This window comes from Verruconatronum alginivorum (assembly GCF_056590205.1).
In genome coordinates, this window is record NZ_JBWPVQ010000001.1 from 4,099,082 (window position 1) to 4,114,830 (window position 15,749).

The window sequence follows — 15,749 nt, forward strand, 5'->3', positions numbered from 1 at the left end:
TTCAGCAACCTATGCCAACTTACGAATACGCCTGTGATCTTTGCGGTCATCAAATGGAGGTCTTTCAATCGATCCTCGCCGAGCGGCTGGTCACTTGTCCGGCCTGTTCCAAAGAGGGACTGCGCCGCCTGGTCGGGACTGGGGCGGGGTTGATCTTCAAAGGCTCCGGTTTTTATCAAACCGATTATAAGAACCAAGCCGCGCCCAAGGCGGAAGGTGGCGGAAGCGCCGAAAAACCTGCCGCGGCGGGGGGAGGAGATTCGGCGGCCAAACCGGCGGCGACCTCCTCCGGCGGAAATTCGGGGAGTGCGGCAACCACCTCGGCCACGGCTGGTTGAGCCTTTCCTCCAGCGAAACCCATCGATCCAACCGACATTGATTTATGCCCAAGCCCTCAGATAAAGACAAAGGACCGAAACCGGTCGAAATCGCCGTCGCCGCGGTCCTCAGCCTCATCGTGGGAGTGATCGGGGCAGTGGCCTTTCTGGCATTGCAGGCCCCGGAACGCGTGAGTGAAATGCCGGAACCGGAAGACCGGGAACTCGGCCGCCTCTACTATGTGGAAGAAAAAGCGGGTGGGGCGTCGCACGACACCTGGCAACCGAAGGAGACGGCGGTGCAGGTCGGACGTTCCGGGCGGATGACCTTGGTTGAGGAAGAATTGAACCGCTGGGCGGCGGCGAAGGAGTTTGAACGGGACGACAACGGCGACGGCGGTTTTCTGACCCTCGTTCCCGGAACGCCGCGGTTTCGGATCGCCGATGGTGAAATGACGATCCGGGCACCTTTGCGGTGGAGTGTTTTTGGGGCCAGCCGAACCTTCGACGGATTGACCAGTGGCAATTTCGTCCAGTCGGGCGGGACTTATGCGTTCGACCACGGTCGGGTTTATGTCGGGTCGTGCCCGGTTCCGGGATTCCTCGGCAACCGTCTTTTCCGCGACGTGGTGGCGAGTTACGCCGTGTCGGACGAGCTTAGGACCGGCTGGGCGGGATTGGAACGGGTCGAGCTCGAAGACGAGAGCTTGAGGCTCGTGATTCCGTGACGCAGGGGCGGCGGCAGGCGATTTTCCCTCGGGCCCTCCTGCTATGGGCGGCGACGGTGGTTCCGGTTTTCGCCGAGGTCGCCGATGAGGAAATTTTGTTGCCTGAACCGCCGGGAGTGACCGCTCGCAACGCCTTCTTCGAGGTGACGGCGGACGACATGTTGAGCGCCCAGTTCGTGGCGATGACCGGCGAGCTTTTCGCCACTCGATTTTCCCGGATATTGCCCCGTCCTTCCGGAGCTGGAATCATCCATCCGGTCCGGATCGATCTGTTTCCGGTGGGCGAGGATGAGTCCCCCGCAGCGTTTCAGACGCGGATTCAGCCGAGCGGGGAAGTGAATGTCTCGGTTGCCTGGAGTGATCGAACCACCCGTGCATGGATGGAGCGGGGGGTGGTGCAAGGGTATCTGACCTACCTATCCGGAGCGTATTCGGCCGGGACCATCACGGTCCCACTTTGGCTGGAGTTGGCGGGTCAGCATTTGGCGCGGGCCCAGGCGATTCCGGCTCACGGACATTCGCTCGCCCGACGGGTGGTGGAAAAAGGGCCGATGCGCTTGGAGACGATTTTAAACGCCCAGCGAGGAGAAGGGATCGACGAAGAGTTGGCCGCGCAGGCGTATTGGCTGTTGCTTTTCCTGGAGCGGGAAGGGCGGGGCCAAGGACGGGTCCGGAATTTTCTGATTCGAATCCTGCGGGGGGAGGAGCCGATGGTGTCGTTGGCCGCGACGTTCGGCGATCAACTCCGGTCTACGGCCGACGCCCAGGCGTGGTGGCTGGTTGGGGTGAACGAACTGCTGCGGGCGCCCGGATCGCCGATGCCTCCGGCCCGGGAATCGAGGGCCCGGGTGGTGGAGTTGTCGGGATTTGTTTTTACCACCCGCGACGGCACCATCCGGCTATTTCCGGACGATTTGTGGCAATACCGGGCGAGCGCGCGGCTTCAGGACGAACTGCAGTTCCGGATCCGGGTCTTGCGGGTCGAGACGGCCGCGACGCATCCCTATTACCACAATGTGCTTTTGTCATTGGAGCGGCTGTTTCAATCGGTACTCGACGCCGACGAAGAGGAATACCGGCGGGCGGTCCTGGCGGTTCGCCACGATCTGAGGACCGGCGACGAGTTATTGGAAGACACCGCCTCGATGCTGGACGACTTGGAAAAGGAATTGGCCCGGTAAGCTGCGGGGAGGCGGGGAGATTTCTGGACGAGGAGGAGAGCCAGTTTTTGAGCTGACCCGCCTCAGCAAGGGATGGCAACCTGCCGTTCGCTTTCGGCTTCGTTTCGGCTGAAGCGGTCTTTCGAATTCGGAAGTTGCGATTTTGGCGGGATGCATTCTCTCTTTTTGTTTCCAAGCTAAGGGAAGAGTCGCGATGAACAGCTTACCGACAGAGAACGAGCCGGAGCTGGACGAGGAATCGTCCGGGGAGGAAGAGCGTGGGCAGATGGGATTTCTTGACCATCTGGAGGAATTACGCTGGACGCTCTTCAAGTGCCTGGCGGTTTTTCTGGTGGCGGTCGGTCTGGTCGGTGCCTCGATCAGGACGGCGTCGGGATTACTGAATTGGCCGTTGAATTGGGCGAAAGCCCAGCATGGTTTGGAAATCGGGGGCCTGATCACCAATTCGCCGATGGGCGTTTTTTCGGTGTTGATTCAAATCTGCTTTTTGGGCGGGTTGGGCTTGTCGTTGCCGTTTATGATTCTTTTTCTGGCCCGGTTCATCGCCCCGGCTTTGAAGAAGGAGGAAGTCAAAATGTTGACCCCGGCGTGCATCGCGGCGTTCCTGTTGTTTCTCGGCGGGGCTGCGTTTAGTTACGGTTTCATCGTGCCGCACGCGTTGAAGTTTTCCATTGGGTTGAACGCCATGCTTGGTTTCGAAATCCTCTGGACGGCCGACCGGTATTACGGGCTGCTGGTTTGGACGATTTTGGCTCTCGGGTTCTGTTTTCAATTTCCGCTGATCATCTACATCCTTGTGCACATGCGGGTGGTGAGCGCTCAAAAGCTGGCGGTTTCGCGGCCATATATGATCGTCGGATTTTTCTTCATGGGAGCGCTTTTGACGCCGACCTGGGATCCGGTGACCCAGGCGATGGTGGCGTTGCCGATGTGGCTGTTGTTTGAGGTTTCTCTGGTCCTGGCGAGGAGACTCGAAGCGCGACGTATCGCGGAAATTGAACGGGAACTGGGCGAAGCCGGCGACGACGGGTTCTGATCTGACGGCGGGATCTGGGATTTGAACCGCAGATTGCTTGGCGCGGCGACTGATTGATCCGATAGGAAAGCAGAGGTTTAGAGCGATTCTCAAAAGTTTTCTGAAATTGTGCTGGGAGGGCTAGCGCGAAGACCGCGAAGCCGGGACTCCAACCTTGAACGGCTTGTCAGGTTGGAGTCCCGCATTTATGCGGTCTTCACGGAGCGGGAGCCCCCCCGGGAGAAGCATATTGGAAACCGAGATTCATCGACGGGATTTCTTAGGGAATTTTCGAGAATCGCTCTAACCGCAAAGGGCGCAAAGGAAGAATGTGCCCTTGAGTTCCGGCTAGATGAAATAGCCCTGCCGGGACGGCGGCTGAAGCGCACCGCTCCTATTTAAATCGGGGGCATCGGACAATCGAGGCTGTCGGCGATGGCGCGGATCAATTCGGCCTCCTCGGGGGCGATTTTTCCGTCGGAGATGACCACGGCCAGGGCGGCGTCGAGGAGACGCTTTTTCACCGGGAAGGCGGCCAGGTCGAGTTTGGTCAGGGCTTGATCGATTTCTTGGAGAGAGCAGTCCTTTTCGTCGAGGAACGTGAGGGAAATCTGAGGAAGGCGGGATTGGCCGGCGGCGAAAGCCCGTTTGGTTTCTTTGTCCCCGGCGTGGGCCAACGCGGATAGGAGAATGGAGAATTCGGGGAGGAGGCCGCCTGGGGCGTAATATTGGACGGCGGTTCGGCGCTGTTCGCTGAAATGATTCTCCAGGTGGCGCATCAAGACCTTTTCCAGGGAAAATTCGAACAGGGAGAGATGGTCGTCGCTGGCGATCAGTTGGGCGATCGTTTCGCGGAAAGATTGGAATTGGCGGGCGGAAAGTTGGCGGAGGGCGGGGATGGCGAGGTCGACCAGCGGCAGACGGGTGCGCGGGGGAAGGGTGGAGATGAGGGGCTGGAGTCGTCCGATCTCGGTGGTGACGGCTTCTCCGGAGGATCCGGCGGTCACGATCGCGAGTTGTTTTTCGCGCAGTCCGGATTCGGGGGAAAGCAACAAGGCGTAAATGATCGCCTCGGCAGAAACGGGGTCGGTGGCGGCCTGTTTCAATTCGGCGGGTATTTCTCGCAGAATTTGTTCGGCGCGGGAGATGTTCTCGGCGCCGAGGGTGCCGATGGTGGCCAGGAGGACCTCGGGCTTCATCGGCAGCGGGCCGGTGACGGCGTCGAATGGGCTGCGCTTCGCGGGCGGGGGTTGCTGTTTTTTCGAGCTCTGGCGTTTGGAGGGTGGTGTTTCGGGAGCGATCCAACTTTTGCCGTCGAAGGAAGGGTCGATCGCCTGGATCCGCTTGGTCAGGGGCGGATGGGTGGCGAACATGTTGGAAAAGGAGGAGGTGATGCCGTTGGCGAAAAACATGTGGCTGGTTTCCATGGCATGGCTGGCCTGGATTCGCGACCCGTGGCGGACGCCGCCGATCTTTTTGAGGGCTCCGGAGATGCCCCCTGGATTACGAGTGAACTGGACCGCGGCGGCGTCGGCGAGGTATTCGCGTTGCCGGGAGACGGCGGCCTGGATCATTCGGGAGCAGAGGACGCCGATGTAGCCGATAATCATTAAGGCGAGGCCGACCAGGATGATGACCAGGATCAGACCTCCCCCACCGCCCTTGCCGCTGCCACCCCTCGAACGTCCGCTGCTGAGGGCGGAGAAGCGGAAGGAGCGGACGACGATATAGCCGATGAGGTGCAAGAGGAGAATGCCGTTGAGGATGCCGATGAGCCGGATGTTGAGGCGCATGTCGCCATTGAGGATATGGCTGAATTCGTGGGCGATCACCCCTTGTAATTCATCGCGGGAAAGCTTTTGCAAGGTGCCGCGGGTGACGGCGACGGCGGCGTCGCTGGGGGAATAGCCGGCGGCGAAGGCGTTGATGCCGGACTCGTTGTCCATGACGAAAATCTCCGGCACGGGAGTCCCCGAGGCGATTGCCATTTCCTGGACTACGTTGATCAGCCGCTGTTCGTCGGGATCCCGGGTGCCCGGATTGACGCGGCGGCCCCCCATCATTTCCGCGACGCGGCTGCCGCCCGAGCGGAGCTGGACGATCCGGTAGAGCGAGCCGAGGAGGATGACGCCGATCACTCCGGCGCTGACGCCGAAGAAGGTCTCGGGGTGCCAGAAGAAGTGGGGTCGCTCGAACCGGACGCCGCTCCATTCGCAGGCGAAGAGGACGACCAGATAGACGGAAACGACGATCAAGGCGACCGCGAACAGGTAAAGGAAGATCAGGCGGCCGGTCCGCTTCCGGGCTTGATCCTGGGATTCGAAGAAGTCCATCGGGACGGCTTGGGCCCGGCTGCCGGAGGCCTCGGGAGCCGGGTGTCAGTGGTCGGATTGTTCGCGCGGGTGGGTCAGAAGGAGATTTTGGGGGCTTGGCCTTCCTGGGCGCGGTCGATTTCGAACAATTGGGCTTCCTGGAAGTTGAACATTCCGCTGACCATGTTGTTGGGGAACGTTTCGCGGGTGGTATTGTAGGTCATGACCGAATCGTTGTAGGCCTGGCGGGCGAAGGAGATTTTGTTTTCGGTGGAGGTCAACTCCTCGGTGAGTTGCATCATGTTCTGGTTGGCCTTGAGATCGGGGTAAGCTTCGGACAAGGCGAAGAGGCGGCCGAGGGTGCCGGTGAGGCCGGCTTCGGCGCCGAGGAGGTTTTTCATCGCGTTCGGGTCCTCCGGGTGGGCCGCGGCTTTTTTGCTGGCTTCGCTCGCGGCGTTGCGGGCCTGGATGACCGCCTCAAGGGTTTCCCGCTCATGTTTCATGTAACCTTTGGCGGTTTCGACCAGATTCGGGATGAGATCGTAGCGCCGTTTCAGTTGCACGTCGATTTGGGCGAAGGCGTTCTTGAAGCGGTTGCGGAGGGTGACCAGCCGGTTGTAAATGTTGATGAGGGTGAGGGCGAGAATCACCATGACCGCCACCAGCACGAGCAGAACAATCGTCGAAGTATTCATAATATCAAAGCAGGGTTATCGGTTAAAACTACATCTTCTTAAGAGACTTGCAGCCGGAGAAGCGAGTTTTTTTGAGGAAAAGAATGCAGCGAATGAACGCGGTGGAAAGCCGTGGTCGGGCGGAGGAACCAACCCGACCACGGAGGGGGCGGGGGGTCACTCGACCGGTTCGAGGCGGTAGACGCCCCCGTTGGATTCGTCGGTGACGAGATAGACGAAACCGTCCGGACCGGTGCGGACGTCGCGGATGCGGCCGATTTTGTTTTTGAGTAGTTCTTCTTCGCGGACGAAGGATTCACCATCGAGCTCGACGCGCCGAATGTGTTGCTGGCGGAGGGCGCCGACGATCAAGTTGCCGCGCCATTCCGGGAAGGCGTCGCCGTCGTAGAGGGTCATCCCGGATACGGCGATCGACGGAGTCCAGTGATGAACCGGATGGGGCCCGCCTTCGAATTCGTCGGGGGTGACTCCGATTTCGCCGCCGCGGTATTCCTCGCCGTAGGTGGAGAGGGGCCAGCCGTAATTTTCCCCTCCCTTGACGAGGTTAAGTTCGTCTCCGCCACGGGGGCCGTGTTCATTGAGCCACAACCGGTTGTTTTCCGAGTCGTAGACGAGTCCCTGGGCGTTGCGGTGTCCGTAACTGTAGATCTCCGGAAGGGCGTCGTCGCGGTCGGCGAACGGATTGTCGTCGGGAGCGGTGCCATCGTCATTGAGCCGGAGGGTGGTCCCGTGGTGGGAACCGAGGTTCTGGGCTTCGTACCGTTCCCCGCGGTCGCCGATGGTCATGAACAGATAACCGTCGTTGTCGAAGACCAGCCGGGAACCAAAGTGTTGGCCCCGGTTTCCGGGCGAGCTCATTTGAAACAACTCTTCGAAATCGGTCAGGCGGTTTTCCTCGAGGCGCGCCCGGGAAAGGGTGGTTCCGACCTCGCCGTTGTAGGTGGCGGAATAAGTGAGGTAGATCCAGCCGTTCTCCTCGTAATCGGGGTGGAGAATCACGTCGAGCAGCCCGCCTTGCCCCGTGGCGGTGATCTCGGGCAGTCCTTCGATCTCAGTCAGTTCGCCGTCGGCGAAGAGTTGGAGGCGACCCGGGCGTTCGGTGATCAAGAGCCGGTCGTCGGGCAGGAAGGCGACGGCCCAGGGATTTTCGAGGCCATTCACGACTTGGACCAGGCGAAACGTCGCTTTTTCGGACTCGATCCGTTCGTCGAGTGTTTCCTGCGCGGCGCAGGCCGAAAAAAGGCCGGTTCCGAGGCCCGCTGCCAAAGCGATCCGGCGACCGAAAAAACCGAGGAACGCCGGGCGAGAGTGTCGTTTTTCCATTTGCATAAGTGGTCAAGGATAGCGCGGGCGGGGGGAGATGACAAGACCGGAGCGAGCTGGGCCGGGAAACTGGGTGTAATCAGACGTGGTGGGATCACCGTCGTGTCATTGCGAGGAGGCTTTGCCGACGAAGCAATCCACGAAACAGCGATCCGTGCCCCTTTTCCAGAACGTGGATTGCCGCGTCAGTCGTTCCTCCTTCCTCGCAATGACAGACGGTTGTCGTTTTTTCCACCACGTTCAATCACGTGGCGGGAAACTCTTATTCGCTTGACGGTCACCAATCCAGGAGAAGAGATCTTCCCGGGTGAAATCCATCGCTCTTTCTCAAGTTGCCCGACAGAACCGCCTCCGGTTTCGAATGGTTTGTTTCGTGGTGCCGTTGACTCTATGGGCGGGCGTTTTGGTGAATCCGTCGAATGGTTCGATTCTCCAATACGCCGATTTGTCCCTGGATGAATTGATTGATCTCCGGGTGGTCTCGGTCTCCAAGCGGGAGCAACCGCTCAACGAAGCCGCCGCCGCCATTTACGTGCTGACCGAGGATGAGATCCGGCGGAGTGGGGCGACCACGATTCCGGACGCTCTCCGGGGGGTGCCTGGAATGAACGTCGCCGCCCTGAACGCCAACAATTGGGCGGTCACGGCCCGCGGATTCAATCAACTCTACGCCAACAAACTCCTGGTGCTGATCGATGGTCGGGCGGTCTACAATCCGTTGTTTTCCGGGGTGTTTTGGGATTTGCAGCAACCGATGCTCGAAGACCTCGATCGGATCGAGGTCATCCGGGGACCGGGGGCGACTCTCTGGGGTAGCAACGCGGTGAACGGAGTGATCAACGTGGTCAGTCGCAGCGCCCGGGAGACTCAGGGAGTGGCGGTCTTCGGCGGCGGGGGCGACATTCATCGGGCGATGGCGGGGGTCCGGTATGGCGGACAGCAAGGGGATGTTTATTATCGGGTTTTCAGCGGTTATCAGTCGACGGACGATTTTCCGCTGCCTGACGGCGCTCCGGCGGGCGACGCTTGGGAAACCTGGCATGGCGGTTTCCGGACCGACCGATATTTGGAAGGCAACCGCCATTTGACGGTTCAGAGTTTGGCCACCGTGATCGAGAGCGACGGTCAGGAACTGTCGGCGCACGATATCAATCTACTGGGCCGGTGGACCCAGGAGCTGCCCGATGGATCGGAACTGGAAATCCAGAGTTATATCGACCGGTTTGACCGGGACGCTGGTCCGGTCGGGGATGGCTATTTGACGACCTTTGATGTCTCGGCCCAACACCGGTTCGAGGCGGGGGATCTCAACACGATTATCTGGGGCGGCGGTTACCGTTTCGCCACGGCGCGGTTGCGGGAAGGCGGGCAAATTGAACCCCGGCGCGAGCGGGAACGATTCAATCTATTCAATGTGTTTGTGCAGAATGATCACGAATGGATCCCCGACGAAGTGGTCCTTACGACTGGACTGAAGGTCGAACACAACGATTACACCGGATTCGAGTTCCAGCCGAATTTCCGGGCGCTTCGGAAAGTGGACGAGCGGCAGACGGTATGGGCGGCGGTTTCGAGGGCGGTGCGCATCCCGAGCATGATGGAAGGATCGCGTTTGATGGCGATGGAAGTGGATCCCGGTCCGCCGGCAACGAGATTCGTTGGTGACCCGGACCTGGACTCCGAGATCCTATGGGCGTATGAGATCGGTTACCGCATCCAGCCGAACCGGCGGACCAGTATCGACATCGCCACCTTTTACAATGACTACCGGCGGTTGATCCTGATTGATCCGGCGGCCGCGCAAGTCAACCCAGGGCCGCCGCCGGCCGCGGAGTTGCCGTTTCAAAACGTCGGACGCGGGGAAACCTATGGAGGCGAAGTCGTTCTCGCGATGATCCCGGGCGAGGCGGTTCGGCTGGCTGTCGCTTATTCGCTTTTGCTCGCGAACATCGAAAGCCCGCCGACCGATACGTCGGAACGATCTTCGCCGGTCCATCAAGTCAGTTTCCGGCCCACCCTGCAGTTCACGCCGAGCGTCTCCCTCGACACCCATATCCGTTACGTGGATACGGTTCATTACGCGCCATCCTACGTCACGGCGGACTTCCGGCTCGCTTACATCCGGCCGCACGAGCAGTTGGAACTCTCCCTGGTCGGGAGGAATTTGTTCCAGTCCCAGCACCCGGAGCGCCAGTTCGACTATTTCGTGACTCCGGCCGAGGTCCCCCGCAATTTCTACGCGAAAGCGACTTGGCGGTTTTGAGCGGGGGAATCCTGGGCAGGTCCCCGGGCCCGGTTCAGCAAATCGACCGAATGGACGGAGTTTTTTTCGCGCGACGGCGGATCAACGCCGCGGCCAAGACCGTGAAGCCGCCGAACAACGCATAAGTCGATGGCTCGGGAATGACTTCGATGAACGGTTTGTTGGTGGCGTGGTCGGCGGTGTGGAAGAGATAGCGGTTGGGAATCGTATCCATGATCGGAAAAATATTCCCGGGATTCGCTTGGAAACGGAAGGCGAGGATCGTGTTTTCGTTGGCGATTTCGTTCTTGGCGAATCCGGTGATGTCAAATGAGAGAAAGCCGTTCGGCGTGGATGCTGTCACCGCATTCGCATGAAGAAGGGTGACACTGAGGTTCTGGTAATCGGAGATAAAACCACCGATTTGGGTCCGATTGGTGAAGCCGTAAATGTCGACATTGAAGCCGCTAACATTCGTTTTTTCTCCCAAGGAAATATTCAAGGTGATTGCTCCAGGAACATTCGGGGCGTTCGCGATGGCGGTGATTTGCTCGGCGGTTAACACGCCGAAAGGCAGGAAATATCGGCTCTGGTCGTTGTCCGTCCCGGTCTCGCCCACGGCGGCGGTTGTTGGAGGAAGATTGCCGGCGGCATTGCCCACATTGTCGCCGGGATTCGATGTGTCTCGAAGCACACGGTCGTTGGTGTGGCCGAAAATCACGATCGAGGCGTCGGCGCCCAAGGCTGAGCCGAGAATGGCGGCGGTGGTGAAGAGGGCGATTGAAGGGATGGAAGGCAGATTTGTTTTGTTCATAACTGCAGCCAAGTGGTGGGTTGTGTTGGAGAGAAAACAATCCGTCTATGGGACGGATATCTGGCGCCAATCGTATCCGATTTCCCGGCACTTCTCCATGACAGTTACTATCAAGTCCGTTGTCATTTCCTGCCCGTAGGGCCGACGGGCCTCCTTTAATGTCGAATTTGAAATCCTCCGGAATGTTGGATTCCTGCCGAATCAATGAGCGGTTGAGCAGGTTCTGAAAGGAATTTGGGCAGATAGTGACATTGGTTTCAGAGGCCGCCCTCTAGTAAACTGGCGGGGATCGAAAAACCCTTTCCCATCGCCCTTCGAGGCTCTTTTTATGATCTTTCATCAGCAGACCTTTCTTTTCGGGACGTATCTGCGATCCCGGTTCCTTTCCACTGTAGCTTCCGCTCTCGCGATTCTTGTGTGTTGTGGAGGCGCCACCGCGACGGGGTGGGCGGCGACGACCATTTTTGAACATAACGCGGGCCGCATTTTAATCGATTCCAACGGCGACGGCCTTGGCAATACCGTTGGCTCGGCCGCGGGGGTCGCGCGGGTCGGGGAGGTGGACACGGACGTAAACCAAGGGCGCTATTTCATGCCGTTTGTGTTGACCGAAGCCGACCGCCAGGCGATCGCCGCCGGCCGACGGGTCAATCTCCGGATTTCCTATGGCGCGGCCGGAAATGTGGCGAATGTGGCGGTGCCGGGCGGCGGTCCGGTCGATCTTCGGGTTGATATCTTCGGTTTCCGGGGCCGAACCAGCGCCGTGCCGTTCGCGGCGGATTACCAGGCGACGGACGGGGACTTGTTGCACGCGGGGGCGATCACTCCGCAAATGTCGCCCGGAGGATACCGCAGTTTCGATGTCACCGATTTCGTTCAGGAGGAGAGTGCCGCCGGAAACGTGGTTATCTTCCGGTTGCAGATCGATCCCCCCTCGGTGTTGCCGAATTCGGACACCCTGGCGAATCGTTACAGTTTCCACACCCATGCCGACGCGACTCGGAAACCGCACCTGGAGATTCAATCCGGACCCCCGATCGCCATGGAAGGGCGGGTGTTGGTCGATAACAACGGGGATGGACAAGGGAATACCATCGCCGCGCCGCACCGATTGAATTGGGTCGGTGAGGTGAACACGGATGCCGACCAGGGACGGATGTTTATTCCGTTCAAACTCAACTCGGCTGACCGTCAAAAGATCGCCGCCGGCAGCGAGGTCAGTTTGAAAGTCTCCCTCGGCACTTCCTCAAGTGTGACCAACGTGCAATCGGCGGCGGGAGGAACTGTCGATTTGCAGGTCGACCTCCTGGGGTATCTCGATCGGACAGCCGAATCGCCGGTGCCGGCGGATTACCATAACCCGGGCGTCGTCCTTCTTCGCACGGGCGCGGCGACTCCCCAAACACCGACCGGATATCTCACCTTTGACGTGACCAATTTCGTACGGGACCAGGCGGCCACCGGAAACGTCGTCGCGTTTCGTCTGCAAGTCGATCCGGCCACGGCCGTGCCAAATTCGGACGAAGTTCCGAATCGATACATCTTCCATAGTTATCTGGAATCCGATCGCGAACCGTTTTTGGAAATCCAGGAGCCTCCTGAAACCCCCGACGACCGACTGCTCGGCACCGACGGATTTCGCAATGTCGATTACGCGAGCTCCATCGTTCGGGGGGCGAATCCCATCATCGCCGGATTCGATGGCCCATGGATCGGGACGACAGCCAGCGCGGTGCAATTGGCCGGGACCAGTTTATTGTATCCCGGTTACACCACGTCGCCGGGCGGCGCGCATGTCACCGCGGGAAATCGTCGGTTCTCGGTCAACGCCAACACCGCCCTCAGCCGCCGTTTCCTCACTGGCAACAACGGGCCATTGGGCAACTTCGTCAATGCGGATCGGGTGATCTCCAATTCCCGAAACGGCCATTCTCTTTATCTTTCATTTCTGATGCGGGTGACTTCGACCGGGACGACTCCGACGGAAGGAGCCTTTTCGCTCTACAATGGAGTGGCTTCCTCCGAGAACGAGCAGTTTCGCATCGCCTATTCGGGTGACCGGATGGTGGCCGTGGCAGGCCCGTCCGGGACTCCGGTCGATATGGGAGCGCGGAGTGCGGCCACCCGGTTGGTCGTGGTGAAAATCGGTTTTGGGCCCGGAGACGATCGGATCGACGTTTGGCTCGATCCGGAGATCGATGGGGCTCAGCCGACTCCCGACGCCACGCTTTATTACGACCTCTCCTTTGACCGGATGGGGCTGACGTTTGAACGCCCGGCGGGAACGGATTCCGCTGGCGAGCTTGAGCTCGACGAGTTTCGGATCGCCGCCGACTGGGCGGTCCTTCTCGATCCGCAATCGGTCGTCGATTATCCGGCGCCGGTGCCCGCGCCTCCGCAGTCGGAATGGGGGATGGCTGGGTTTCCTCCCTCGCTTCGAGCCGACGGATTGTATCCGGAAGGATTCTTCCCGTTTATCGATCGTTTCGGGCAGTATCGCCACCAGGATTGGGAGGATAAGGTTTATTCGGTCGCCGATTTGGTGGCCCGAACCCAAGCGGAAGCGCAAGAGTTGGCGGCGTATCAACCGCCGGGACGAAGTCGATTCGGCGGATGGAGTCAGGGACCGCGCCTTTTCGGAACGGGATTTTTCCGCACGGCCAAATACAATGGTGATTGGTGGCTGGTCGACCCGGACGGTTATCTCTTCTTTTCAAATGGCATCACCACCGTCGGCAGCGTGGTCAGGACCGAGACCGGCGCGCTCTCGTCTCAAAAGACCGGAATCACCGGACGGGAACGCTTTTTCGCGGATTTCCCGGCCTCCGGCGAAATGGCTCATGCCCTCGGATTGTTCGGCGAGGAAACGGCGACCGTGACTTCCGGATTTTACCATGGCACCCGTCCTCTCGCGCAGAATTTCTTCGCGACCAACGCGCTCCTGCAGTTTCCGGAAGCGACGAGTGTCGGTGCCTTGCGGGAGATCACGGGTCAGTTGGCGCTCGACCGGCTGCGTAGTTGGGGATTCAATACAGTAGCCGGATGGTCGGATTTTCTCTACAACATCCATCCCGACCGCCTTCCGTATACGCCGGTCTTGTTTCCGGCGAATCCTCCCGGGATCGGTAGTTCGGGCAATCTCTTTCCCGATTACTTTCGCGACGTTTATGCCACCAATGTGAGAAATCGTTTGTTGCAGGAAGCCGACGGATCCCTCGGCGATCCCTGGAATATCGGGTACTTCATCAACAACGAGCCCGACTGGGCGAAGTCGAATGTCGCCGACATCGACGTCGGACTGGTCACCCTGCAATCACCTCGGCTGCAATTGGCGAATTACGCCAAACAGGCCTTCGTCGAATTGATGCAGCAACGGTATCCGAACATTGATGCTCTGAATGCCCAGTGGTTGTCCAATTACGCTTCCTGGAACGCGATGCTCGATCGGACCGACCTTTCCTTCAACGTGGGGAGGGCAACCGCCGATTTGGTTGCGTTCAGCCGGGCTTACGCCGAACAGTATTTCAGGACCAACCGCGACGCTATCCGGGAGGTGGCCCCGCAACATCTTTACCTGGGCACCCGGTTCACCAGTGGAGTGATTCTGCGGCCGGAAATGAGCCGGGCGGCGATCCTTTATTGCGACGTGTATTCGATGAATCGTTACGCGACCACGGTCGGGGTGTTCGAGGGGATGGAAGGGGACGTCCCGATGATGGTAACGGAGTATGCGACCTGGACGACCGACACGGGTCTCTTCGGCAACACCCAGGGTCCGCAGCGGTCGGAGGCCGCCCGCCCCGGCACGTTCGGCGACCAGCTTCACAGTGCGATCGTTCATCCCCGCCATGTCGGAGCCCACTGGTTCCAGTATTTTGATTTCCCGCCGAGCGGACGGCTGACCGGGGTCAATAACAACAGCAATTACGGTTTTGTCCAGGTGACCAACGTGCCGTATTCGGCGATGGTCGACGAAGCCCGCAGCCTCGGTTATCCGATGTATGAACTGCGGGCTGGGGTGACTCCGGGGGGACCGGTGGCGGACGCCTACGTCGCGGACGGATCCGCCGCAGACCAAAATTTCGGCGAGGCACCGGAATTGTTGGTCGGCACCGGTGGAACGGGGATGAATCGAATCGCTTACCTCCGCTTCGCCACGACGGGTGCGGTTGGCCCGGTCGACCGGGCGATCTTGACTTTGTATCCGACTGAAACCGCCGGAGATCCCCGGCACACGGTTACGGAGGTCCCGGATGCTTCCTGGGCGGAGACCGGAATCACCTGGATGAATCGTCCGGCGGCGTCCGGCGGTGGACTCGCGACGTGGAGCCCGGTCGCGGGGCAACCGGTCGATCTGGATGTGACTGATGCTTACAATGCGGCTGTCGCGGATCAACGGCCGTTGAGTGTCCGAATCGAGGCCCGGGGCGGATCGGGTTTTGCGGCGTATGGTTCCCGGGAAGGTGCTCTGGCGGACCGCCCGCAACTCCGGGTGGTTTCCGGTGCTGACGATTTGGAAACGTGGAGGCGTCAATATTTTCCAGTTGGCGCACCGGAAGGGGACGATTCCGCCGATCCATCAGGCGACGGTGTGACTAATTTGATGAAATACGCCTTCGGGTTGAACCCGGTGGTTCCTACGGTGCGGGGCCTTCCGCAAGTGGGCCGTGACGGAGAAGCCTTTTCTGTCACATTTAATCGGGCCCGTAGTGATATTGTTTATACGGTAGAAACCTCTTTGGACCTGGTAACGTGGGCGGAACTTGCGGTCGATCCGGGAGAGGTCGGTCGCAACGTCACCGTGACATTCGGACCGGAACCCTCCGAACGATCCCGTTTCTTCCGCGTGCGGGTCCGCGAGCGGTAGTTGAAATAGGAGATCGCGTTCCTTCGAATTGGCCCGGGCATAGCGCGGGCTGTTCTTACGGTTTGCGGGGTTACGAAATCGGAGGGTTGGCTTCCAGCCGACCTTCTTCTGAGCCCGACGCCGACGGCGGACGGCAGGATGCCATCCCTCCCAGTGGCGAGGAAGCTTCTATTCGATTTTTCTTAGGTTTTCGCGCGAAGCGCTTTGGAGTGCGGTGCGTCCCCGCACCGCTTTCGGAATGGTTGGCGTTGACCA

General features: G+C 59.8%; 10 protein-coding genes. 6 read left to right on the forward strand and 4 right to left on the reverse strand.

Annotated features, from left to right (window positions below; translation table 11 throughout):
- Positions 1-11: 11 nt before the first annotated feature.
- The 4 genes from ACWUI2_RS14750 (at position 12) to tatC (ending at position 3,262) form a co-directional block, all read left to right on the forward strand.
- On the forward strand, positions 12-338 hold the full coding sequence (locus ACWUI2_RS14750) for an FmdB family zinc ribbon protein (RefSeq protein WP_486983616.1): 327 nt from the start codon (positions 12-14) through the stop codon (positions 336-338).
- Between the two features lie 44 nt (positions 339-382).
- On the forward strand, positions 383-1,045 hold the full coding sequence (locus ACWUI2_RS14755; protein ID WP_486983617.1) for a hypothetical protein: 663 nt from the start codon (positions 383-385) through the stop codon (positions 1,043-1,045).
- Positions 1,042-2,226, forward strand: a complete 1,185-nt coding sequence (locus ACWUI2_RS14760; protein ID WP_486983618.1) for a hypothetical protein — start codon at positions 1,042-1,044, stop codon at positions 2,224-2,226. The genes ACWUI2_RS14755 and ACWUI2_RS14760 overlap by 4 nt, the downstream gene beginning before the upstream one ends.
- Before the next feature lie 193 nt (positions 2,227-2,419).
- A complete protein-coding gene (tatC, locus tag ACWUI2_RS14765; RefSeq protein WP_486983619.1) occupies positions 2,420-3,262 on the forward strand; it encodes a twin-arginine translocase subunit TatC in 843 nt (280 codons plus the stop codon).
- Positions 3,263-3,639: 377 nt separating this feature from the next.
- On the opposite strand, the gene ACWUI2_RS14770 is transcribed toward tatC, so the two are convergent.
- From ACWUI2_RS14770 to ACWUI2_RS14780, 3 genes are all read right to left on the reverse strand, one after another.
- Positions 3,640-5,574, reverse strand: a complete 1,935-nt coding sequence (locus ACWUI2_RS14770; protein WP_486983620.1) for a M48 family metallopeptidase — start codon at positions 5,572-5,574, stop codon at positions 3,640-3,642.
- A 74-nt stretch (positions 5,575-5,648) separates the two neighbouring features.
- Entirely contained in the window at positions 5,649-6,248 is a 600-nt protein-coding gene (locus ACWUI2_RS14775; RefSeq protein ID WP_486983621.1) for a LemA family protein, read from the reverse strand.
- 156 nt (positions 6,249-6,404) lie between these two features.
- On the reverse strand, positions 6,405-7,571 hold the full coding sequence (locus ACWUI2_RS14780) for a PQQ-dependent sugar dehydrogenase (RefSeq protein WP_486983622.1): 1,167 nt from the start codon (positions 7,569-7,571) through the stop codon (positions 6,405-6,407).
- Positions 7,572-7,932: 361 nt separating this feature from the next.
- On the opposite strand from ACWUI2_RS14780, the gene ACWUI2_RS14785 reads away from it, so the two are divergent.
- Positions 7,933-9,834, forward strand: a complete 1,902-nt coding sequence (locus ACWUI2_RS14785) for a TonB-dependent receptor plug domain-containing protein (protein ID WP_486983623.1) — start codon at positions 7,933-7,935, stop codon at positions 9,832-9,834.
- Positions 9,835-9,868: 34 nt separating this feature from the next.
- Here ACWUI2_RS14785 and ACWUI2_RS14790 read toward each other — a convergent pair whose 3' ends face one another.
- On the reverse strand, positions 9,869-10,627 hold the full coding sequence (locus ACWUI2_RS14790) for a PEP-CTERM sorting domain-containing protein (RefSeq protein WP_486983624.1): 759 nt from the start codon (positions 10,625-10,627) through the stop codon (positions 9,869-9,871).
- A 328-nt stretch (positions 10,628-10,955) separates the two neighbouring features.
- On the opposite strand from ACWUI2_RS14790, the gene ACWUI2_RS14795 reads away from it, so the two are divergent.
- Positions 10,956-15,494, forward strand: coding sequence for a CBM96 family carbohydrate-binding protein (locus ACWUI2_RS14795; protein ID WP_486983625.1), 4,539 nt, complete (start codon positions 10,956-10,958; stop codon positions 15,492-15,494).
- The last annotated feature ends 255 nt before the right edge of the window (positions 15,495-15,749 follow it).

Bases quoted from the DNA above. Each gene is read 5' to 3' on its own strand.
- ACWUI2_RS14750 (WP_486983616.1), top strand. From the start codon at position 12: ATGCCAACTTACGAATACGCCTGTGATCTTTGCGGTCATCAAATGGAG.
- ACWUI2_RS14755 (WP_486983617.1), top strand. From the start codon at position 383: ATGCCCAAGCCCTCAGATAAAGACAAAGGACCGAAACCGGTCGAAATC.
- tatC (WP_486983619.1), top strand. From the start codon at position 2,420: ATGAACAGCTTACCGACAGAGAACGAGCCGGAGCTGGACGAGGAATCG.
- ACWUI2_RS14770 (WP_486983620.1), bottom strand. From the start codon at position 5,574: ATGGACTTCTTCGAATCCCAGGATCAAGCCCGGAAGCGGACCGGCCGC.
- ACWUI2_RS14775 (WP_486983621.1), bottom strand. From the start codon at position 6,248: ATGAATACTTCGACGATTGTTCTGCTCGTGCTGGTGGCGGTCATGGTG.
- ACWUI2_RS14780 (WP_486983622.1), bottom strand. From the start codon at position 7,571: ATGGAAAAACGACACTCTCGCCCGGCGTTCCTCGGTTTTTTCGGTCGC.
- ACWUI2_RS14785 (WP_486983623.1), top strand. From the start codon at position 7,933: ATGGTTTGTTTCGTGGTGCCGTTGACTCTATGGGCGGGCGTTTTGGTG.
- ACWUI2_RS14790 (WP_486983624.1), bottom strand. From the start codon at position 10,627: ATGAACAAAACAAATCTGCCTTCCATCCCTTCAATCGCCCTCTTCACC.
- ACWUI2_RS14795 (WP_486983625.1), top strand. From the start codon at position 10,956: ATGATCTTTCATCAGCAGACCTTTCTTTTCGGGACGTATCTGCGATCC.